This is a genomic window from Sphingopyxis sp. QXT-31 (assembly GCF_001984035.1).
Taxonomy (GTDB): domain Bacteria; phylum Pseudomonadota; class Alphaproteobacteria; order Sphingomonadales; family Sphingomonadaceae; genus Sphingopyxis.
The window spans coordinates 1,362,655-1,382,875 of record NZ_CP019449.1 but is presented as its reverse complement, the minus strand read 5'-3'; the positions used below and the strand labels follow the sequence as shown (position 1 = coordinate 1,382,875).

Here is a 20,221-nt window from a genome sequence, read left to right as displayed (position 1 = left end):
AGGCCGCCCAATCGGCCACAGGGGAGCAGTGCATTGGCCAAGACCAAAGAGAGCTTTCGGCATCCCGCCGAATATTACACCGATCCCGAAAACAGTATCGGCTATCTCGCGCGCGTGGTCTTCCGTTCCTTTTCGCGGCTGCTCGAACGCCGCACGCTGACGCACGATGTCTCGGCGGGCCCGTGGCGCTTTCTGCGCCAGTTGTGGCGCGAGGACGGCATCACCCAGCGCGAGCTCAGCGAACGCGTGGGCATGCGCGAACCCACCACGGTGGTGGCGCTCAAGGGCCTCGAAAAGGCGGGCTTCATCACGCGCAAGAAGACCAGCGACGACCGCCGCAAGACCTTCATCTTCCTCACCCCGCACGCGAAGAAGCTCGAGCTCGTCCTGGCGCCGATGAATGCCGAGATTCACGAGATCGCGACGCGCGGGATGAGCGACGAGGAGGTCGAGTTGCTGCAGGGGCTGATGCGCCGCGTGATCGGTAATCTCGCCGATGAGACGCGCAATCTTTCGGTACTCTCCGACGTCAAGGCTTGATCGTTCCGGCGTATCGGTTAGCATTCTAACCATTCGCTTCGGGAGGGATCATGACGAAGATTGCGGTAATCGTCGGCAGCACGCGCGACGGGTCGTTCAACCGGGCGCTGGGCGCGCTCGCGGCGGCGCGACTGGAAGCGCATGGCGCCGAGGTGACGCTCGTCGACCTCGCCACGCTCGACCTGCCGATCTACACCGCCGCGCTCGAAGCGAACGCCTTTCCCGCCGACGCGCTGAAGCTCAAGGCGACGCTCGTCGCGCAGGACGGGCTGCTTTTGGTGTCGCCCGAATATAATGGCTCGATCCCGGCGCTGCTCAAGAACGCCATCGACTGGGCCTCGCGCCCCACCGGCGACGAGGGGCTCGTCGCGCTCAGCGCCTTTCGCGGCAAGGCGGCGGCGATCATGGGCGCGTCGATCAGCCCCTTCGGCGGCATCCGCGGCCTCGCGCACCTCCGCCAGATCCTCGGCACCGTGCAGATGCTCGTGATCCCCGACCAGGTGCTCGTACCCAGCGCGCATGCGGCGTTCGACGAGGACGGCCAGCTCAAGGACGCGCTCCCCGCCTCGCTCGTCGACATGACCGCCGCGCGGCTGGTCGCGGTGGCAAAGGCGCTGACGGCCTAGGCCGACTTCTTCTTCGCCGGCGGCGCCGCGCGCTCGATATTGTCGCCCCAGTCGGCTTCGAGCGCGGCGAGCAAGGCGTCGAACTTGTCCTGCCCCAGCACCGCGGCGATCTGCGCGGTCAGCGCGTCCATCGCGCGCTGCGCATCCTTGCGCATCCGCGCGCCCGTTTTGGTCAGCGACACGATCATGTGCCGCCGGTCGCTGGGGTCGGTCTCCAGCTGGACGATGCCCAGCGCGACCATCTGGTTGATCGTGCTGTGGATGGCTTGCCGCGACACGCCGAGGTTGCGCGCGATGTCCGACGGGCGCACCACGCCGCTGACGATATTGGTCATCACCATCGATTGCGGGCGGTTGACGTCGGGCCAGCCGCGGTCGTGCAGCCGCGCCTGCAGCCCCTCGTCGAGCCAGCAGAAGCGTTGGAAAAGCGCGATGATCAACTGGTTGGTGCGCATGATATGCAGCTGGAAATTCCCTGTTTTGCCCGATCCGACGCTAGAAGAAGGGCAGGGGCGGCGCAAGGCGAAGCGGCATTGCAATGCCAAAATGCTTAGTATACTATCTTTCTGGCAAGCTGGGACGGAGGATCGCGGGACCATGATGGGATTGATGCAGGATGTGCCGCTGACGGTCGATCGCATCCTCGATCATGCCGCAAACTGGCACGGCGGCCGCGAAATCGTGTCGCGCGATGCCAAGGGCCGCGTCACCCGCTCGACCTATGCCGCCATCCACGCCGATGCCAAGCGCGTCTCGAACGCGCTCGCCGCCGAAGGCGTCCAGCCGGGCGACCGCGTCGCGACGATGGGCTGGAACAGCGCGCGCCACCTGTCGGCCTGGTATGGCGCCGCGGGCATGGGCGCCGTGCTCCACACGCTCAACCCGCGACTCTTTCTCGAACAGATCGCCTATATCGCGAAACACGCCAGCGACCGCTTGCTGATAGCCGACCCCGCGACCGCCGAACTCGTCGAAGAATTGCTGCCGCAGGTGCCGAGCATAGAGAAGGTGATCTTCTTCTGCGACGCCGCCTCGCTGCCGAAAACCAGCTTTCCTGCCATCGCCTTCGACGACTGGATCGCCGGCCAGCCCGCCGACTATGTCTGGGGTGGTTTCGACGAAAATGCCGCCTGCGGCCTCTGCTACACCAGCGGCACCACCGGCAATCCCAAGGGCGTGCTCTATTCGCACCGCTCCAACTATATCCACGCGCTGATGACGCTCCAGCGCGACGCGCTCGGCCTCTCGGCGCGCGATACCGTGCTGCTCGTCGTCCCGATGTACCACGCCAATGCGTGGGGCGTCGTCTATTCGGCGCCCACGGTCGGTGCGAAGCTGGTGCTGCCGGGGCAGCGGATGGACGGCGAATCGATTTACAACCTGATCGAGCAGGAGGGCGTCACTTACTCCGCCGCCGTCCCGACCGTGTGGCAGATGCTGCTCCAATATATGCAGGAAAATGGCAAACGCTTCACCACGCTCGAACGCGTCACCATCGGCGGTTCGGCCTGCCCCGAATCGATCATCCGCACCTTCCGCGACGATTATGGCGTCGACGTCATCCAAGGCTGGGGCATGACCGAAACCTCGCCGCTCGGCACCGTGTCGGTTCCTAACGCGTCGGTCGCGGCAAAGTCTAAGTCCGAGCAGATGGCGTATAAGCTCAAGCAGGGCCGCCTGCTCTGCGGGCTTGAGATGAAGCTCGTCGATGACGCCGGCAACCGGCTGCCGCACGACGGCAAGACTCCCGGCCGGCTGATGATCAAGGGCCCGACGATTGCCGGCGCTTATTTCGGCGGAGAGGGAGGCGATGTGCTCGATGCCGAGGGCTTTTTCGACACCGGCGACGTCAGCACGATCGACGGCGAGGGCTATATGCAGATCACCGACCGCGCCAAGGATGTCGTCAAGTCGGGCGGCGAATGGATCAGCTCGATCGAGATCGAGAATATCGCCATGGGGCACGAAGCGGTCGCCAACGCCGCGGTCGTCGGCGTGTCGCACCCCAAATGGGACGAGCGCCCGATCCTGCTCTGCCAATTGAAGCCCGGCGCGAGCGCGGACGCCGGCGACCTGACCGCCTATCTCGACGGCAAGATCGCCAAATGGTGGATGCCCGACGACGTGCTCTTCGTCGACGACATCCCGCTCGGCCCGACCGGCAAGATCGACAAAAAGGCGATCCGCGCAGGGCTGGAGGGCTATAAATTGCCCTTCGAGGTCACCCGCTAGTACAACCCTAAAACAGGAGAGATCAATGGACCCCAACGGCATCGAGGGCCTCGACGCGACCTTCATCGGCCGCGCACCGCCGACCGCGCCGCGCATCCAGGCGGGCGGCCACCCGTGCCAGGGCATCTATTGGACCGAGGCGGGCAAGCGGCCGAAGGTCGCGATCATCGCCACCCACTACAACGTCGATTTCTCCGAACATTATATCGCCCCTTACTTTGCGCGGCAGGGCTTCGGCTTCCTCGGCTGGAACACGCGCTATCGCGGCTTCGAGGACCAGTTCCTGCTCGAACATGCGGTGCTCGACATCGGTGTCGGCATGAAATGGCTGAAGGAAGAGGCCGGGGTCGAAGCGATCGTCATCCTCGGCAATTCGGGCGGCGGTTCGCTGATGGGCGCCTATCAGGCCGAAGCCATCGCGCCGACGCTCACCGACCGGCTGCCCTCGGTGGGGCAGGACGCGCTCGCACAGCTCATCAAGGGCGACCTTTACATCAGCTTCAACGCGCATCAGGGCCGCCCGGAAGTCCTCACCGACTGGATGGACGCCTCGGTGATCGACGAGAATGACCCGACGCTCACCGACCCCGAACTCGACCCCTTCAACCCCGACAACGGCCCGCCCTATTCGGACGCCTTCATCGCCAGATATCGCGCCGGCCAGCGCGCCCGCAACCAGCGCATCACCGACTGGGCCAAGGCCGAGCTCGTACGGCTCAACGCGGCGGGCATTCCCGACCGCATCTTCCCGCTGTTCCGCTGCTGGGGCGACATCCGCTGCGTCGATCCCGCGATCGACCCGTCGGAGCGCAAGCCCAACTGGTGCTATCGCGGCGACCCCGCGATCGCCAACCGCACCCCCAGCATCGGCCGCGCCAACACGCTCAAGACCTGGCTCAACATGTGGAGCCTCGAAACCTCGCCGTGCCAGGGCCGGCCGCACCTTGCGAAGCACGACACCCCGGCGCTGGTGGTGCAGGGCCTTGCCGACACCGGCGTGTTCCCCAGCGACGCGCGCAAGATCTTCGATTTCCTTGGCTCGACCGACAAAAAGATCGAACTGATCCCCGGCGCGCATTATTTCGAGGATTCGATCAAGGAACGGCAGGACGCCGCCGACCTCGTCGGTGCATGGATCCGGGAGAAGCTGTGACGTGACGGCCGACGCCGACATCATCGACGCGCTGCGCGGCGCCGGGCTGGCGGGGGAGGACGAGGTTGTCCTTCAGCCGCTGACCGGCGGCGTGTCGTGCGACGTGTGGAAGGTCGACGGCCCGGCCGGCCCGATCGTCGTCAAGCGCCCGCTACCGCAACTGCGCGTCGCCGCCGAATGGCTTGCCCCCGTCGAGCGCGGGACCAGCGAGGTGCGCTGGCTGCGCCGCGCCCGCGGCGTCGATCCCCACATCGCGCCCGAGGTGCTCGCCGAGCTGCCGGGCCATTCCTTTGCGATGCGCTTCCTCCCCGGTTGCCCGGTGTGGAAGGACGAGTTGATGGCGGGCCGCGTCGACGCCGGTTTTGCTGCGCAGGTGGGGAAGGGCATCGCCGCGGTCCACGCCGCCACCGCCTATAACGACGGCGACCGCGCCGACTTCCCCAACGACGACATGTTCCGCGCGCTGCGCGTCGATCCCTTCCTGCTTTATGTTGCGCAGCATGACGTCGAACTCGCGCCCGCTCTCACCGCGCTCGCCGAGGATTTGTCGGGGCGCAAGATCGCGCTCGTCCACGGCGACGTCAGCCCCAAGAATATCCTCATCAGCGCCGACGGCCCGGTCTTCCTCGACGCCGAATGCGCGGTTTATGGCGATCCCGCGTTCGACCTGGCCTTCTGCACCACGCATCTTTTGCTCAAGGTGGTCTGGTCGGGCGATGCGCGGATGAATGAAGCCGCTGCGGCGCTGGTCGCCGCTTACCGCGCGGGCATCGATTGGGAGGATGCCGAAGCCCTGCTGCTCCGCGCGGGCAAGCTCACCGCCGCGCTGCTCCTCGCGCGCGTCGAGGGCAAGTCGCCCGCGCCCTATCTCACCGACCCCGAACACAAGAATATCGTCCGCGATCAGGCTCGCGCGCTGATCCGCGCGCCGCGCGCCATCGAAGCGCTCGTCGCCAGCTGGAAAAGGACCTAGAATGCCATCGCCCATCGCCTCCGTCACCGGCCGCCAGCTCTGGGATTCGCGCGGCCGCCCCACGGTCGAGGCCGAAGTCACGCTGGCCTCGGGCGCCGCCGGCCGCGCCATCGCCCCCGCGGGCGCCTCGCGCGGCGCGCATGAGGCGATCGACCTGCGCGATGGCGGCACCGCCTTCGGCGGCTATGGCGTCAACCGCGCCGTCGCGGGAATCGGGTCCGAAATCGCGTCGGCGATCACCGGCATGGACGCGCGGGATCAGGCTGCGGTCGACGCCGCACTCTGCGCGCTCGACAACACTCCCAACAAGGCACGCCTCGGCGCAAACGCCGTCGTCGCGGTTTCGATGGCGGTGCTTCACGCCGCCGCCGCCGATGCGCGGCTGCCCTTGTGGCGCTATCTCGCAGGCGACAAGAAAGTCCGCATCCCGCTCCCCGAAATCCAGATTTTCGGCGGCGGCGCGCACGCCGGGCGGCGCACCGACGTGCAGGACTTCATGATCATGTGCCCCATCGCGGGAAGCTTCCGCCGCGCGCTCGAGATCACCGACGATGTCTACCGCGCCGCCGGCAAGCTCATGGAAGCGAAAGGGCCGTTGTCGGGCGTCGCCGACGAGGGCGGCTGGTGGCCCAATTTCGCGTCGAACGAGGATGCCCTCGACACGCTGACCAAGGCGATCGAGGCGAGCGGCCATCGCGCCGGCGAGGATGTCTTCATCTCGCTCGATATCGCCGCCAACGAACTCGGCGACGCCTCGGGCTACAGCCTCGCGCTCGACGACGGCCGGCTGACGAGCGAAGCGATGGCCGCGCGCATCATCGAATGGGCGGGTCGCTATCCGATCCTGTCGATCGAGGACCCCGCCGGGCAGGACGACTGGACCGCGATGGCTGCGGTCACCGCCGCGATCGGCGACCGCGTCCAGATCATCGGCGACGATGTGCTCGTCACCAATGCCGATCGCGTCGCCCGTGCCGACGACGCGGGGGTGTGCAACGCCGCGCTGATCAAGGTCAACCAGGTCGGCACTGTCACCGAGGCCAAGGCCGCGCTCGACGCCGCCGTCGCACGCGGCTGGGGCGCGATCGTCTCGGCGCGCTCGGGTGAGAGCGAGGACGTCACCATCGCGCATCTCGCGACCGGCTGGAACGCCGGCCAACTCAAGGTCGGCAGCTTCACCCGTTCCGAGCGCATGGCGAAATGGAACGAGATGCTGCGCATCGAGGAAGCGATGGGCCCCGACGCGGTGTTCGCCGGCTTCTCGGCCTTTGCTGGCAGCATCGGCGCGGTCGCGGCATGATCGTCCTTCACGCACGCCCCAGCCCTGGCTTTCGCGAGGCGGTCGATACGATCTTCGGACCGGGCGTCGTGACGCATGTCGACGAAGCCGCGCCGCTCGACGCGGTCGCGCCCGACATCACCGCATTGCTCCATGTCCTGACCCCGGTCACCCCCGAGTTCATCGCCTCCGCACCCAATTTGAAGCTGATCCAGAAGCTCGGCGTCGGGGTGAACACCATCGCGCTCGACGCCGCCCGCGATCACGGCGTTGCGGTGTGCAACATGCCCGGCACCAACAGCCAGGCGGTCGCCGAAATGGCGCTGTCGCTGATGATGGCGGTGCTCCGCCGCACCTGCTTTTTCGACGCGCGCACCCGCGCCGGGCAGGGCTGGACCGCCGACCCCTCCGAACTCGATCAGGTCGGCGAGATCGGCGGGCGCACCATCGGCCTCGTCGGCTTCGGCAATTCGGCGCTGCTGCTTGCCCCCGCGCTGGCGGCGCTCGGCGCGAAGATCGTCTACACCGCGCGCAGCAAGCGCAACGTGCCCTATGAATATCTGCCGCTCGGCGACCTGCTCGCAACCAGCGACATCGTCTCGCTGCACATCCCGCTCACCGACGAGACGCGCGCCAGCGTCGATCCCTTCGCGATGAAGAAGGGCGCGGTGCTGGTGAACACCGCGCGCGGCGAACTGGTCGACGAGGCCAGGCTGGTCGAAGCGCTGACCATCGGCCATCTCCGCGGCGCCGGCCTCGATGTCTTTGCAGAAGAACCTCTGCCGCGCGGCAATCCGCTGCTGGGCCTGCCCAACGCCGTGCTCGCCCCACACATCGCCTGGCTCACCCCCGAAACGCTTGTGCGCAGCCTGACCGTCGCGCACGAAAACTGCCGCCGCCTCGACGCCGGCGAACCGCTCCTGCATCAGGTGATCTAATGTCGCTTCCCATCGTACTCATCACCGGCCAGCTCCTCACTGATGCCGTCTGGCAGCCGCTGCTCGACGCCTGGCCCGACCGCGACATCATCGTCGCCGATAACCAGAGCGACGACACGATCGAAGGCTTCGCCCAGCGCCTCCTCGACAACGCTCCATCCAAATTCGCCCTAGTCGCCCACGCCATGGGCGGCTTCATCGCGTTCGAGGTCATGCGCCGCGCGCCCGAGCGCGTCGCGAAACTCGCGCTGATCTCGACGCTCGCCTCCGCCGACGGCCCCGCGCAGACCGCGCGGCGGCAGGGCTATATCGACCTCGTCGAGAGCGGCAATTTCGATCAGGTCGTCGAGGAGCGCATCCCGATCCTCTTCCCCGAGGAAAAGCGGAACGACGAACGCCTGCTCGGTATCGCGCGCCGGATGGCCGCCGAAACCGGCGCCGAGACCTTCCTCGCCCAGCAGCGCGCGATCATGGCGCGCATCGACAGCCGCCCCCGAATCGGCGAGATTACGGTTCCGACGCTGCTGATCTGGGGCGAAAAGGACGGCATCACCAGCCGCGCGCATCATGACGAGATTTTGGACGCGATCCCCGGCGCGAGGCTCGAAGTCATCGCGGGGGTCGGGCATCTCCCGACCATCGAGGCGCCGGAGGTTGTGGTGCCGTTGCTGACCAGTTTTGTCGACGCCTGATGCTTTGTGTTCCCCGGCGATAGCCGGGGGCCATGCAAGCGTCGACTGGACCCCGGCTTTCGCCGGGAACATCATTGTCGCCTACTTCAGCTCCCCCCGCATCAGCGCCGCGCCATCGACCATCGCCTTCAGCTTGGCCTGGCTATGCTCGCGGCTGTGGTACTTCATTCCGCAATCGGGCGCGATCCACAGCCGTTCGGCGTCGACATAACGCAGCGCTTCGCGGATGCGTCCCGCGACCACCTCGGGCGTCTCCACCTCGGGGATCGACAGGTCGAGCACGCCGTACATGATCGTCTTGGTCGGCAGCTCGGCGAGGATCGACGGGTCGAGCCCAGGCTGCGCCGCCTCGACCGAGATCACGTCGATCGCCGATGCCTCGAGCTCGGCCAGGAAGTCATAGGCCTTGGGCTTCGGCCCGGTCGCGCCCGCGCCATGGTGCACCATCGCATAGCCGAAGCAGATATGCAGCGCGGTCGTCCCGCCGACGCCGTCGAGCGCGCGGTTGATCGACTCGATCGCATAGGCATTGGCCTCGGCGGCGCGCGCCTGCAGATAGGGTTCGTCGAGCTGGACGACATCGACCCCCGCCGCGAACAGATCCTTCACCTCGGCATTGACCGCGTCGGCATAATCCATCGCGAGCGACCGCGCGTCGGGATAATAGCCATTCTCGGCCTGCTGCGTCATCGTGAAGGGGCCGGGCAACGTGAGCTTCACCGGCCTGGTCGAATGGCGCCGCAGGAAGGCGGCATCCTGCGCCTCAATCGGCGCCACCCGCCGGATCGGACCCGACACGAGCGGCACCGGATTGGCGTTGCCGGTGCGGTCGATCGCGGTGCCATGCTTCTCGGTATCGATCCCCGACAGCGCGGTCGCCAGCCGGTTCGAATAGCTTTCGCGGCGCATCTCGCCGTCGCCGACGATGTCGATGCCCAGCTCTTCCTGGTCGCGGATCGCCATCAGCGTCGCGGCCTCCTGCGCGTCGGCCAGCCAGGGTTCGGGGATGCGCCACAAGGTCTCGGCGCGCACCCGCGGCGGCAGGCTCGCCTTCAACCGTTCGCGGTCGATCAGCCAGTCGGGCTGGGGGTAGCTTCCGACGATCGTTGTCGGCAATATGGGGTGGTCAAACAAGGCCAATCCTCTCGATTTTTGGGCTGGCCAGTATTTGCTTAGTATTCTATCTAATTCAAGAAAAATGAACCGAGGGAGAGCGAAATGATCGATCTGGATGCCATCCGGACCCTGGCCCATATCCCGGGCGCGCAGGCCCGCGCCCGCGGCGATGCGATCGCGGTCAAATATGGCGAGCGCGAAACGAGTTTTGCCGATCTCGACCGCCGGTCGAACCGCGTCGCCAACGCCCTGATCGCAGCAGGCATCCAGCCCGGCGACCGCGTCTCGGCGCTCACCAAGAACCACGACGCCTGGTACCCGCTCTTCTTCGGCACCGCGCTCGCACGCGCCTGCTTCGCGCCGATCAACAACCGCCTTGTGCCTGCCGAGGTCGGCTTCATTGTCGGCGATGCGGCGCCCAAATATCTCTTCGTCGGCGAGGATTTCTTCGACTGCGCGCTCGCCGCGGTCGCCGGCCTCGCCAACCCGCCGCGCCTCGTCGCGCTCTATGGCGCACATCCGCAGTTCACCCCCTTCGACGAATGGCTCGGCACCGCCTCCGACGCCGCGCTGCCCGGCCCCGACCTCGCCGACGATGTGCTGCAGCTCTACACGAGCGGCACGACCGGCCTTCCCAAGGGCGTCGTGCTGACGCATCGCAACTACCGCAGCTTCCTCGAGGCCGCGACCGAGGTCGACGGCTTCGCCTATGGCGAGGACGAGACGGTGATCATCGTCATGCCGCTCTTCCACGTCGCGGGCACCAACGTCAGCTTCTCGGGGCTAGCGCAGGGCGGCCGCCTGCTGCTCGTCAAGGATTTCACGCCCAACGACGCGATCCAGCTGCTCCGCCACGAGCGTGTCGCCCACGCCTTCCTCGCCCCCGCGATGATCCAGATGATGCTGATGCAGTCCTCGGCGACCGCCGGCCGCTATCCCGCGCTGAAGTCGATCGCCTATGGCGCCTCGCCGATCGCCGAGGACGTGCTGCGCCGCGCGCGCAGCGCCTTCGGCTGCGACTTCGTCCAATTCTACGGCATGACCGAATCCGCGGGCGGCGGCTCCTATCTCTCGCCCAGCGCGCACGATATTCCCGGCAAGCTCACCTCGTGCGGCAAGCCCTGGCCAAACGTCGACCTCGCGATCCTCGACGGCGATGGTAACGAACTCGGCGACGGCGAGATCGGCGAGATCGCGATCCGCGGCGGCATCGTGATGAAGGGTTATTGGAACCGCGGCCCCGCGACCGAAGAAACGCTCGCGGGCGGCTGGCTCCACACCGGCGACGTCGGCTATCGCGACGCCGACGGTTTCTATTTCGTCCACGACCGGATCAAGGACATGATCGTGTCGGGCGGCGAGAATGTCTATCCGGCCGAGGTCGAGAGTGCGATCATGGGCTGCCCCGGCGTCGCCGACGTCGCGGTGATCGGCGTGCCCGACGACAAATGGGGCGAGTCGGTGAAGGCGCTGATCGTCGCCGGCGCCGACGGCGCACCCGATCCCGCCGCGGTCATCGCCTGGGCGCGCGAACGCATCGCCGCCTACAAGGCGCCCAAGAGCATCGACTTCATCGACGCATTGCCGCGCAACCCCTCGGGCAAGGTCCTCCGCCGCGAACTGCGCGCGCCCTATTGGGAGGGCAAGGGCAGGGCGGTCGGTTAGGGAGCCCGACCGTGTGGAGATCGGTGCCGCTCGCGTTGGTGGTCGTCTTTTTGGGCGGCTGCGCCGAAGGTTGCGGTAACGAGGTCGTCAGCCGCGTGGATGCGCCCGACGGTTCGCGTAGTGCGGTGATGTTTCAGCGCGATTGCGGCGCGACGACCGGATTCTCGACTCAGATTTCGATCGTCGATGCCGGCGAACAGCCGTCCGGCGGCGGCAATGCCTTTCGCGCCGACGACGATCATGGCGCGGCGGCCTTGGGTGATTGGGGCGGTCCATGGGCCGAGATGAAATGGGTGGCGCCCGACCAGTTGCATGTCCGCTACGCCGCGAAATCGCGCATCTTCGACCAGGACGAAACCGTCTTGGGGGTGCGGATCAGCTACGAGGCCGTTGCCCGCTGAAAAAAAACGGCCCGGCGCTCGCACGCCGGGCCAAGAGGAGTTCCTTGAGGAGGAGCTGTTATTCCGCCGGCACCGGCGTCCGACCGGTGATCAGGCCTTCCGCCTTGGTGCCGTCTGCGCGGATCGGATCGTGCGCCACGTCGCTGTTGTCGAACACCTTGGTCCACGCCGCGAATTCCAGGCACACGCCGTCGGGGTCGAAGAAATAGACCGAGCGCACGAACACCCCGGGGTGCAATTCGTCGGTCGACTGCATCGGGCTGTCGTCGTGGTTCAGGATTTTCGAGACCGCGATGCCCTTCTCGACCAGCCGGTTGTAATAATCGTCGAACTTGTCGGCGCGTACGTTGATCGCGATGTGGTTCATCGATCCGTGCGCCGACACGAAGCTGCCCTGCGTCGGCAGGTGCGCCGGCGCCGAAATGCCGGGCACCGCCTCGGGCGCCTCTGGGAACCAGAAAAAGGCCAGGCTGTCGCCATTGCCGATGTCGAAGAAGAAATGCTGGCCGCGCCCACCGGGCAGGTCGATCGTCTTGGTCAGCGGCATGCCCAATATGTCGCGATAAAATTCGACCGTCTTGGCCATGTCCTTGCACACCAGCGCTAGGTGGTTGACCCCCAGAAATTCGAACTCGCTATTCGCTGCAGCCATGATCCGTCTCCTTATGGTTTCCATTCAGTTCGTCGGACGCGCCTTCATCCGCTCGTACCAGGCGATGACATTGGTCGCGGCGGGATCGATCGGCTGGCCGACTGAAATGCCGAAATCGAGGAAGGCGAAGAGCATCAGGTCGGCGAGCGTCAGTCGCTCGCCCGCGACGAACTCGCGCCCCGCGATCAGCGGATCAAGCCAGCGCACGCCGTCCTGCGCGGTCGCCTTGAGCCCCGCCGCCGCCTCGGGCAAACAACGCAGCCGCGGCTCGAACAGCGGCAGCCCCTCGGCAAAGCGGAAACCGTTGGTCAGCGGTTCGCAGATCTTGAGGTCGATGCGCCGCGTCCACATCCGCGTCGCCGCGCGCTCCTCGGCGGTGGTGCCGATCAGCGGCGTCGCGGGGAATTTCTCGTCCAGATATTCGCAGATCGCGGTGATCTCGGTGAGGACCGACCCGTCGTCGAGTTCGAGCGCCGGCGTCTGTCCGGCGGGATTGACCTCGACATTATAGGGCGCCCGCCGGTTCTCGCCGCCGCGCAGGTCGACGTCGACCTCGGGGAGCTCGATACCCTTTTCGGCCATGAACAGCTTCACGACGCGCGGGTTCGGACCGACGCTGTTATAGAATTTCATATTGTCCTCTCTCTTCCGCATAGCCGATTTCGCGATAATCGTCAAGTAGATTGACGATTATCGCGCCGGCGCTCATCCACCCGCGGGCCGCGGCGCGCTCAGGAAGTCGGCCGCCGTGAAGCCTTCGGGTGCCGCGATCTCGACGATCGGGTCCTCGCGCGCATCATATTCCATGCGCAGCGCGCGCGTGATCACCGCGTGCATGTCGTACAGGCAGGTGATGTAGGTGAATTCGAAGATCTGCTCGTCGTTCCAGAAGGTCCTCAATTTGTCGAAGACCTCGAGCGGCACGCGCCCGCCCGCCTGCGCCAGGCAATCGGCATAGGCAAGCACCGCTCGCTCCTGCTCGTCGTAACAATCGGCGACCTGCCAGTGCGCGATCGATGCGATTTTCTCCTCGCTGGCGCCGAGACCGCGGAGCGACTTGCAGTGCTGTGAAAAGACGAACTGGCTGCCCTTGACCCATCCCGCGCGCGTCTGGCCGAGCTCGCGCAGGATCGGGTCGATCGTCCGCGCGGGATTGCGGTACACCGCGAAGCCCTTGACCGCATGTTCGAAGATGTCGGGCGACAGCGCGAACACCGTCCACCAGTCGCCGGGGGTGCCGGTCGCGGTGCCCGGTTCGGCGACGGGATCGCGGTCGCCGAACAGGCGGTTGTAGTAGGTGAGCACGGTCTCGTCGGTGACTTCGGACCGGGGAACCTGGCGCAAAACGGGCATAAATACTCCTCAGGCGTTGGCGAATTTGCGGAACTCGGCGACATGCTCGCTGTCGAAATATTCGTCGAGGCGCGTGATCCTGCCGCCTTCGACCTTGCAGACGATCGCGCAGGGCAGGCGCACCGCGCCGCCGTCGTGGGTGCGGACGCCTTTCAGGACATGTTGCTGCACGAAACCGCCCGGAAAGACCGTCAGCCGGCGGTCGGCATATTCGCGCGCGCCGATCCGCGCGACCATGCCGGTCAGCGTCGCCGCGGTCTGGTCGCGCGTCACGATCAGCTCGTCGGTGTTGTGCCAGATCTCGGCACCGGGGGCGAAGCTGTCCCGCATCGTCTCGATGTCGCCCGCCTCGATCGCGTCGAAGAAGCGCGTCGCCATCGCGCGGATTTCGTCCAGCTCGCTCATATTGATCTCCCTTTTCAGGCCGCGAAATCTTTCTCCAGGTGGCGCATCATCGCCAGCTGTACCGCGCATGCCGCGAGCGCAAAGGGCATCAGCGCCATCAATCCCCAGCGCAGGCTGTCGATACCATAGTCGGGCTTCAGCGCATCGCTCACGAAACCGACGAACAGCGGTCCGAAACCCAGCCCGATGATGTTGAACATCAGCATCAGGATCGAGGTCGCGGTGGCGCGCGCGCGCGGCGGGGTCAGATTCTGGACGAGCGCCAGCGACGGCGCGATATAGAAGGTGCAGGCGGTCAGCGGCACGACCATCAGCGCCAGCACCGCGGGCCAGCCGTCGATCGTCAGCGCGGCGATCAGCGACGGAATCAGGATCGCGGTTGCGATCGCCGGGACCAGCCCATAGGCGCGCGGCGATTTGCGCGCCATCCGCGCCACCAGCCAGCCGCCGCCCAGCGTACCCGCGGCGAAGGTAATCCCCGCGACGGGGGCGAACCACGTCCCCATCGCGGCGAGCGGCATGCCCTGCACGCGCATCAGATAGGCGGGGATCCAGTTGAGCATGCCATAGCTCACGAAGGCGGCAAAGGCGGTCGCGGGCAGGACCAGCATCAGCGAACGCCTCTCGCCGAACAGCGCCAGCGCGCGGCTGAAAGGCACGGCCTCGTCGCTTGCGCCCTTGTCCATCTGCCCGCGCGCGGGCTCGCGCACCAGCCATATCAGCAGCGGCCCGACGACGATGCCGACCGCGCCGATCAACAGGAAGGCATTGCGCCAGCCGATCGTCGACGCTGCCCAGGCGCCGAAAGCGGCGCCGACGAACACCCCGAACGGCCCGTTGCAGGTGAACAGTGCCATCACGATCGGGCGCCGCTCGGGCGGATAATAGTCGGCGAGCACCGACACCGACGGCGCGGTGCCGCCGGCTTCGCCCGCGCCGACGCCGAAGCGCATCAAGGCGAGCTGCCAGAAATTGGACACCATCCCGCAAGCGGCGGTGAAGCCGCTCCACACGATGCACGCGATACCGACCAGCTTCACGCGGTTCCAGCGGTCGGCGAGGATCGCGACGGGTACGCCCATGCCCGCATAGAAGAGCGCGAAGGCGAGGCCGGTGAGTAGCCCGAACTGGGTGTCGCTGAGCGCGATATCGGCGCGGATCGGCTCGATCAGCATCGAGAGCAGCTGGCGGTCGATGAAATTGATCGTGCCGACCACGAACAGCATCGCCAGCGCGACGTTGCGGCGCAGCGTCAGCCCCGTATCGGGCGCCGCGGCGCCTTGGAGGGTGGTGGCCTCGGTCATGTCTCTCCCCGGACGCATGAGTCTTCTCGGTGGAAAAATACTTAGATATTTAAGTTTATCTGTCAACGCGCTTTACGGTGGCGGGATAGCGGTACGTGTGCACTCCCCTCCCTGCAAGGGAGGGGCTGGGGGTGGGTGGCCGCCGAAGGCGGCGCTCTGCCTCTTGCTCGCTGTGCTCGCGACCCACCCCTAACCCCTCCCTTTTAGGGAGGGGGATATACTCCAAACAAAAGCCCCCTGCCGATCGGGGCAGGGGGCTGTCGTCCGTGGGACTCGGACGCCTAAGTCGCGCGCCGCGCGTCCTTCGGTTCAGAAGCTCGCGCCGAGCGTCAGGCCGAAAGTCCGCGGCGCGTTGTAGAAGCGCTGGGTGAAGAAGTTCGCGGTCGGGGTCAGCGCGGCGACATAGGTCTTGTCGGTCAGATTCTTGCCCCACAGCATCACGCGGAAGCGTTCGTCCTCGCTCTGCCAGCTGATCGATCCGTCGACCAGCGTGAAGTCGCCGGTCTTGCCCGCCAGATCGTTGGCGACGCTCGAGAAATAGGTGCTGCGATAGGTCATCGCCGCGCGCAGGTTGATCGTCCCGGCGCTGCCCAGCGGGATGCTGTAGTCGGCCGAGAGATTGGTCTGCCACTTGGGCGCGCGGACCAGCTTCTTGCCCGTATGGTCGATATCGACCAGATAGGTGCCGTTCGGCAGCAAGGTCACGTCGCCACAGGTCGAGGTCGGCGGGGTCGCGAAGGCCGACGGGCCGTCGATGTCGGCGCAGAAGTCGGTATATTTCGCGTCGAGATAGCCGACGTTCGCCGACAGGCGGAAATCCTGCGTCGGCTTCAGCGTCGCTTCGAACTCCAGCCCCTTGGTGGTCGCCGCGCCGATGTTGAGCTGCGCGGTTTCCTGCCCCGAAGCGACATTGGGGTTGGGGAAGAAGACGCCGAATTCGAGCTGCTTGAACTTGGTTACGAAGCCCGTGACGTTCAGCCGCAGCAGATTGTCGAAGAAGTCGCCCTTGAAGCCCAACTCGTAGAGGTCGGCGGTATTATCCTCGGTCGGCCCCGCGGTCGTCGTCGTCGCGGAGCGTGCGCCAAAGCCGCCGCCCTTATAGCCCTGGCTGAACCCGGCATAGACCATTAGATCGTCGGTCAGGCGATAGTCGATCCCGGCCTTGAAGGTCGTGCGGTCGCGGTCGTAGCCGAGCTTGAACGCCTTGCCCGCAGCGAAATTGGCGTTGGCGATCGCCTCCATCTCGGCGAGCGAGCGCACCGCCGACCGCGACGAGAAGCGCGAGGGGCTTATCAGCACGCCGGTCGGATCGCGGAAATAATCCTTCGATTCCCAGCTCTGCCGCACGCCCAGCGTGATGTTGAGGCGATCGGTGATGCCATAGATTGCCTGCGCGAAGAGCGCTTTTGCCGTGTTGTCCTGCGTGACGAAATCCTGGCTGCCGAAATTGAGCGCGGGCGCCAGCAGCACGGGCAGCGTCGGGAAGGCCTGCGCCAGCTCGAAGCTCTGCTTCAGGAAATAGCCGCCGAAGACCAGGTTCAGCCGCGACAGCGCATCGGTGCGGTCGGAGAAATCGGACTGCAGGCGCAGTTCCTGGCTGAACTGGCGGTGCGACTGCAGGCGGAAGGTCGGGAAGAAGAAGATCTCCGACTGGTCGAAGTCGCTGTCGTTGAAATCGTCGGTCTCGATATAGCCGGTGACCGACTTCATCTCCCACGACCCCATGTCGAGCCCGATGTTGCTGATCAGCCCCAGCTGGTCGGTGTCGTGATCGGCAGGGAAATCGCGGCCGATCGTATAGGCGCCGTCGTTCGGCTCTTCGAAGCGGAAGACCTGCCACAAGAGCTGATTGCGGTTCGGCGCGGCGTCGCCGCCGGGCGCGCTCGACCGGTCGCGGACGAGGAAGGCCTTCAGGTTGATGTCCAGATTGTCGGTCGGGGTGAACACCACCGTGCCGCGCAGCGTCAGCCGGTCCTGCCCGCCGATCTTCTTGCCGTTCACGCGGTTGGTGAAATAGCCGTCATAAGTTTCCTTGTTCAGCACCAGCCGCACCGCCAGCGTATCCTGGATCAGCGGCATATCGACCGCGGCGCGCGCGTCCATGCGCCCGAAATTGCCGACGGTGACCTCGGCCTGCACACCCCAGTCGCGGCCCGGGTTCTTGGTATAGGCGGCGATACCGCCCGCCAGCGAGTTCTTGCCGAACGACGTGCCCTGCGGGCCGCGCAGCACTTCGATGCGGTCGAGGTCGAAGGTGTCGAGCATCGTCGCGACCGGGCGCGTCACATAGACGCCGTCGATCGACACGCCGACCGGGCTTTCCTCGGTCGATTCGATGCCCTGCGCACCGAGCCCGCGGATGAAGATCGCCGCCGAGTTCGAGAAGGTCGCGACCGGCTGGATGCTGATGTTGGGGGTCGAGGGCGCGAGGTCGGTGATGTCGCGCGCTGCGATGTTGGTCAGCTGCTCCTCGCCGAAGGCCGAGATCGCCTGCGGCACGTCCTGCAGCGTTTCGTTGCGGAAACGTGCGGTGACGATGATCTCGTCGGTGCCCGCATCGTCGGCGGTTTCGCCGGTGTCGGCGGGGGCGGCGCTATCCTGCGCCATCGCCGGCGCGGCGAGCCCCAGCATCGCGATCGACGCGGCGCCCGACAGTAGAATATGGTTGCGAATATTCATCATGACCCTCCCATTGGTATGTTGCCGACGGTGCCGGAAATGCACTCCGGTCCGTCAATCTGATTGACCCTTAGTATACTAATTGTTTTATGCTTGTCCAGAGCCTCACAAGCAGGAGTCGAAAGCGTGGGACGGGAAAATGCATCGGGCGCCGCGGCGCCATTGGCGAGCCGTCATCTGTGCACGGTGGAGTTCGAGGTCGGGGGCGGCATCTTCGGCATCGGCGCTTCGCCCTTCGGCGACCAGCGCGTCGGCTATGTGACCGGCGGACGATTTTTCGGACCGCGAATCAACGGCATCGTTCTTCCCGGCGGCGGCAACTGGTCGCGCGCCGGGCGGCTCGTGTCGGGCGAGGCGGTCGGCACCTTCGACGCGCGCGCCGTGTGGCAGACCGACGACGGCGCGCTCATCTACCTGACCTACAATGGCCGCAGCGTCGTCTCCGACGCGGTGCGCGCATCCTTCGCCGACCCCGCCGCGCCGCCGGTGGATCCGTCACTTTACTATCTGCGAATCGCCCCGGTGTTCGAAACCGCGAGCGAGAAATATGGCTGGCTGAACGGCCTGCTCGCGGTCGGCGTCGGCGAGCGCACCGATTTCGGCGTCCGCCACCAGATCCACGAGATTCTCTGATGATCGACCTCCATTATTCGGCGACGCCGAACGGGCAGAAGATCGCGATCATGCTCGAAGAGATCGGCGCCGCCTATCGCGTCATCCCCTATGATATTTTCGAGGGTGACCAGCTCACCCCCGAATTCGGCCGCATCAATCCCGACCACAAGCTGCCCGCGATCGTCGATCATGCGCCGGCCTGGGGCGGCGATCCGGTGGCCGTCTTCGAATCGGGAGCGATCCTGCAATATCTTGCCGAAAAGAGCGGGCGTTTCCTTGCGCCCTCGGGCGCGGCGCGCGCATCGGCGCTGTCGTGGCTGACCTGGCAGGTCGCCGGGCTTGGCCCGATGGGCGGGCAGGCGAGCCATTTCCTCCGCTACGCCCCCGCGGGACAGGATTATGCGACCGCGCGCTACGCCAACGAATTAAATCGCCTGCTCGCCGTCCTCGAGAATCGGCTCGAAAAAGCGCCCTATGTCGCGGGCGACGAGTATAGCATCGCCGACATGGCGATCTGGCCCGGCCGCGCCTCGGCCTTCGTCATGGGCATGGGGCTCGACGACTGGCCCGCGATGCACGGCTGGTTCGAACGCATCCGCACGCGCCCCGCGGTCGCCCGAGCAATGGCACGCGACGATCTGAAGCCGCCCGCCAAATATATCGGCCGCCACCAGAAGCTCGACGACAGGGAATGGTCGAACATGTTCGGCGACGCCAACCGCGCGGCAGTGAAGCGGCATTAGGCTCGCGCGAGGCGGGTCGGCGCCCCGCTAGGCTTGCCCGGCGAAATCTGGAAAGAGGGTGACGATGATCGCCTTCTTCACCCACCATAAATGCGCGTCGAGCGCGCTCGTCGCCTTCCTTGCCGAGCTCAGCAAGCGAAGCGCGCTCGGCTTCTTCACCTCGCACCTCGGCTCGGCGCGGCCGCCCGCGGCGGGTTACGACCTCTGCTGCCTGACCAATGCGCAATATGCTGCGGTGCGGGGGCAGGGTACAGGCCCGGCGCTGCATCTGATCCGCAATCCGCTCAGCGTCGTCCTGTCGGCCTATCATTCGCACCGGACCAGCCACAGCATCGACGGCTGGCCGCTGCTCGCCGCGCAGCGCGCGCGGCTGCTGGCCGCCGATCGCGAAACGGGCATGCTGCTGACCGCTCAATTCTGCAATTCTGAGGAATTCTACCCGGAAACCCCCGGTCCGCTCCATGCGATGCGCCACTGGGATTATGACGACCCCGCGATCGACACGCTGCGGATCGAGGAAGGTCTCGACCGGCTGACCGATTTCTTACGCGCCGCGCTGGGCCCTGCGGGCGACGCGCTGGTCTGGCCCGACCAGGCCGACTTCGCCTTCGAAAAGCTCGCCGGACGCCGCGCGGGCGAAACCGACGACGCCTCGCATTATCGGACGGGCGACGCCGACGCGTGGAAGAGCGAACTGCCGCGCGAGGTCATCGGCTATGTCGTCGGCGAGTGCGGGGGGGTGCTGGAGCGCTTCTATCCGGAGAGCCTCGACTGGGCAGGGCGGGTTTAGGTCCGCGGCGGGTCTGGGGTGGTAGCGGTCAAGCCAACATATAGATCCCGTTTGTGTCGAGCGAA

The 20,221-nt window shown here is 66.2% G+C and carries 21 protein-coding genes; 13 read left to right on the top strand and 8 right to left on the bottom strand.

Going from position 1 to position 20,221, the window contains the following annotated elements:
- Positions 1-33 precede the first annotated feature (33 nt).
- On the top strand, positions 34-540 hold the full coding sequence (locus BWQ93_RS06790) for a MarR family winged helix-turn-helix transcriptional regulator (protein WP_077029850.1): 507 nt from the start codon (positions 34-36) through the stop codon (positions 538-540).
- A gap of 50 nt (positions 541-590) precedes the next feature.
- Positions 591-1,166: an NADPH-dependent FMN reductase gene (locus tag BWQ93_RS06785; RefSeq protein ID WP_077029849.1), complete on the top strand. Its 576-nt coding sequence runs from the start codon at positions 591-593 to the stop codon at positions 1,164-1,166.
- Here the strand turns inward: BWQ93_RS06785 and BWQ93_RS06780 are convergent.
- Positions 1,163-1,621 carry a MarR family winged helix-turn-helix transcriptional regulator gene (locus BWQ93_RS06780; protein WP_077029848.1) on the bottom strand — a complete coding sequence of 153 codons (459 nt, stop codon included), beginning with the start codon at positions 1,619-1,621 and terminating at the stop codon, positions 1,163-1,165. The two genes, BWQ93_RS06785 and BWQ93_RS06780, sit on opposite strands and share 4 nt — an antisense overlap.
- A 142-nt stretch (positions 1,622-1,763) precedes the next feature.
- On the opposite strand from BWQ93_RS06780, the gene BWQ93_RS06775 reads away from it, so the two are divergent.
- Genes BWQ93_RS06775 through BWQ93_RS06750 form a run of 6 tightly spaced genes read left to right on the top strand, consistent with a single transcriptional unit; the run spans position 1,764 to position 8,433 of the window.
- Positions 1,764-3,398: a long-chain-fatty-acid--CoA ligase gene (locus BWQ93_RS06775; RefSeq protein WP_077029847.1), complete on the top strand. Its 1,635-nt coding sequence runs from the start codon at positions 1,764-1,766 to the stop codon at positions 3,396-3,398.
- 25 nt (positions 3,399-3,423) lie between these two features.
- Positions 3,424-4,551, top strand: a complete 1,128-nt coding sequence (locus tag BWQ93_RS06770; protein ID WP_077029846.1) for an alpha/beta hydrolase — start codon at positions 3,424-3,426, stop codon at positions 4,549-4,551.
- A gap of 1 nt (position 4,552) precedes the next feature.
- A complete protein-coding gene (locus BWQ93_RS06765; protein WP_077029845.1) occupies positions 4,553-5,524 on the top strand; it encodes a phosphotransferase family protein in 972 nt (323 codons plus the stop codon).
- Position 5,525: 1 nt separating this feature from the next.
- Positions 5,526-6,824, top strand: a complete 1,299-nt coding sequence (gene eno / locus BWQ93_RS06760; protein WP_077029844.1) for a phosphopyruvate hydratase — start codon at positions 5,526-5,528, stop codon at positions 6,822-6,824.
- Positions 6,821-7,741: an NAD(P)-dependent oxidoreductase gene (locus BWQ93_RS06755; RefSeq protein ID WP_077029843.1), complete on the top strand. Its 921-nt coding sequence runs from the start codon at positions 6,821-6,823 to the stop codon at positions 7,739-7,741. The genes eno and BWQ93_RS06755 overlap by 4 nt, the downstream gene beginning before the upstream one ends.
- Complete coding sequence (locus BWQ93_RS06750; protein ID WP_077029842.1) at positions 7,741-8,433, top strand: alpha/beta fold hydrolase; 693 nt, start codon at positions 7,741-7,743, stop codon at positions 8,431-8,433. Before BWQ93_RS06755 ends, BWQ93_RS06750 begins: the two co-directional genes overlap by 1 nt.
- Positions 8,434-8,514: 81 nt before the next feature.
- Here BWQ93_RS06750 and BWQ93_RS06745 read toward each other — a convergent pair whose 3' ends face one another.
- Complete coding sequence (locus tag BWQ93_RS06745) at positions 8,515-9,687, bottom strand: 5-methyltetrahydropteroyltriglutamate--homocysteine methyltransferase (RefSeq protein WP_443029363.1); 1,173 nt, start codon at positions 9,685-9,687, stop codon at positions 8,515-8,517.
- Here BWQ93_RS06745 and BWQ93_RS06740 point away from each other — a divergent pair.
- Both BWQ93_RS06740 and BWQ93_RS06735 read left to right on the top strand, forming a co-directional pair.
- Positions 9,652-11,214, top strand: coding sequence for a long-chain-fatty-acid--CoA ligase (locus tag BWQ93_RS06740; protein ID WP_077029840.1), 1,563 nt, complete (start codon positions 9,652-9,654; stop codon positions 11,212-11,214). The two genes, BWQ93_RS06745 and BWQ93_RS06740, sit on opposite strands and share 36 nt — an antisense overlap.
- An 11-nt stretch (positions 11,215-11,225) precedes the next feature.
- Positions 11,226-11,615 carry a hypothetical protein gene (locus BWQ93_RS06735; RefSeq protein ID WP_156878170.1) on the top strand — a complete coding sequence of 130 codons (390 nt, stop codon included), beginning with the start codon at positions 11,226-11,228 and terminating at the stop codon, positions 11,613-11,615.
- 58 nt (positions 11,616-11,673) lie between these two features.
- Here BWQ93_RS06735 and BWQ93_RS06730 read toward each other — a convergent pair whose 3' ends face one another.
- The 6 genes from BWQ93_RS06730 to BWQ93_RS06705 form a co-directional block, all read right to left on the bottom strand.
- On the bottom strand, positions 11,674-12,267 hold the full coding sequence (locus BWQ93_RS06730) for a VOC family protein (protein ID WP_077029838.1): 594 nt from the start codon (positions 12,265-12,267) through the stop codon (positions 11,674-11,676).
- 24 nt (positions 12,268-12,291) lie between these two features.
- Positions 12,292-12,900, bottom strand: a complete 609-nt coding sequence (locus BWQ93_RS06725; protein ID WP_077029837.1) for a glutathione S-transferase family protein — start codon at positions 12,898-12,900, stop codon at positions 12,292-12,294.
- Positions 12,901-12,972: 72 nt separating this feature from the next.
- The gene (locus BWQ93_RS06720) at positions 12,973-13,620 is read right to left on the bottom strand and encodes a carboxymuconolactone decarboxylase family protein (RefSeq protein WP_077029836.1); all 648 of its coding nucleotides are present in this window, start codon (positions 13,618-13,620) and stop codon (positions 12,973-12,975) included.
- A 9-nt stretch (positions 13,621-13,629) separates the two neighbouring features.
- Positions 13,630-14,025 carry a nuclear transport factor 2 family protein gene (locus tag BWQ93_RS06715; protein WP_077029835.1) on the bottom strand — a complete coding sequence of 132 codons (396 nt, stop codon included), beginning with the start codon at positions 14,023-14,025 and terminating at the stop codon, positions 13,630-13,632.
- 14 nt (positions 14,026-14,039) lie between these two features.
- Positions 14,040-15,329 carry a spinster family MFS transporter gene (locus BWQ93_RS06710; RefSeq protein ID WP_077029834.1) on the bottom strand — a complete coding sequence of 430 codons (1,290 nt, stop codon included), beginning with the start codon at positions 15,327-15,329 and terminating at the stop codon, positions 14,040-14,042.
- A 309-nt stretch (positions 15,330-15,638) separates the two neighbouring features.
- The gene (locus BWQ93_RS06705; protein WP_077029833.1) at positions 15,639-18,011 is read right to left on the bottom strand and encodes a TonB-dependent receptor; all 2,373 of its coding nucleotides are present in this window, start codon (positions 18,009-18,011) and stop codon (positions 15,639-15,641) included.
- Between the two features lie 123 nt (positions 18,012-18,134).
- Between BWQ93_RS06705 and BWQ93_RS06700 the strand changes: the two genes are divergently transcribed.
- Genes BWQ93_RS06700 through BWQ93_RS06690 form a run of 3 tightly spaced genes read left to right on the top strand, consistent with a single transcriptional unit; the run spans position 18,135 to position 20,156 of the window.
- Positions 18,135-18,641 (top strand): DUF3237 domain-containing protein, encoded by a 507-nt coding sequence (locus tag BWQ93_RS06700; protein WP_198040490.1) that lies wholly within the window; start codon positions 18,135-18,137, stop codon positions 18,639-18,641.
- Positions 18,641-19,366, top strand: a complete 726-nt coding sequence (locus tag BWQ93_RS06695; protein ID WP_077029831.1) for a glutathione binding-like protein — start codon at positions 18,641-18,643, stop codon at positions 19,364-19,366. Before BWQ93_RS06700 ends, BWQ93_RS06695 begins: the two co-directional genes overlap by 1 nt.
- 58 nt (positions 19,367-19,424) lie before the next feature.
- Positions 19,425-20,156: a hypothetical protein gene (locus BWQ93_RS06690; RefSeq protein ID WP_198040489.1), complete on the top strand. Its 732-nt coding sequence runs from the start codon at positions 19,425-19,427 to the stop codon at positions 20,154-20,156.
- Positions 20,157-20,221: the final 65 nt, after the last annotated feature.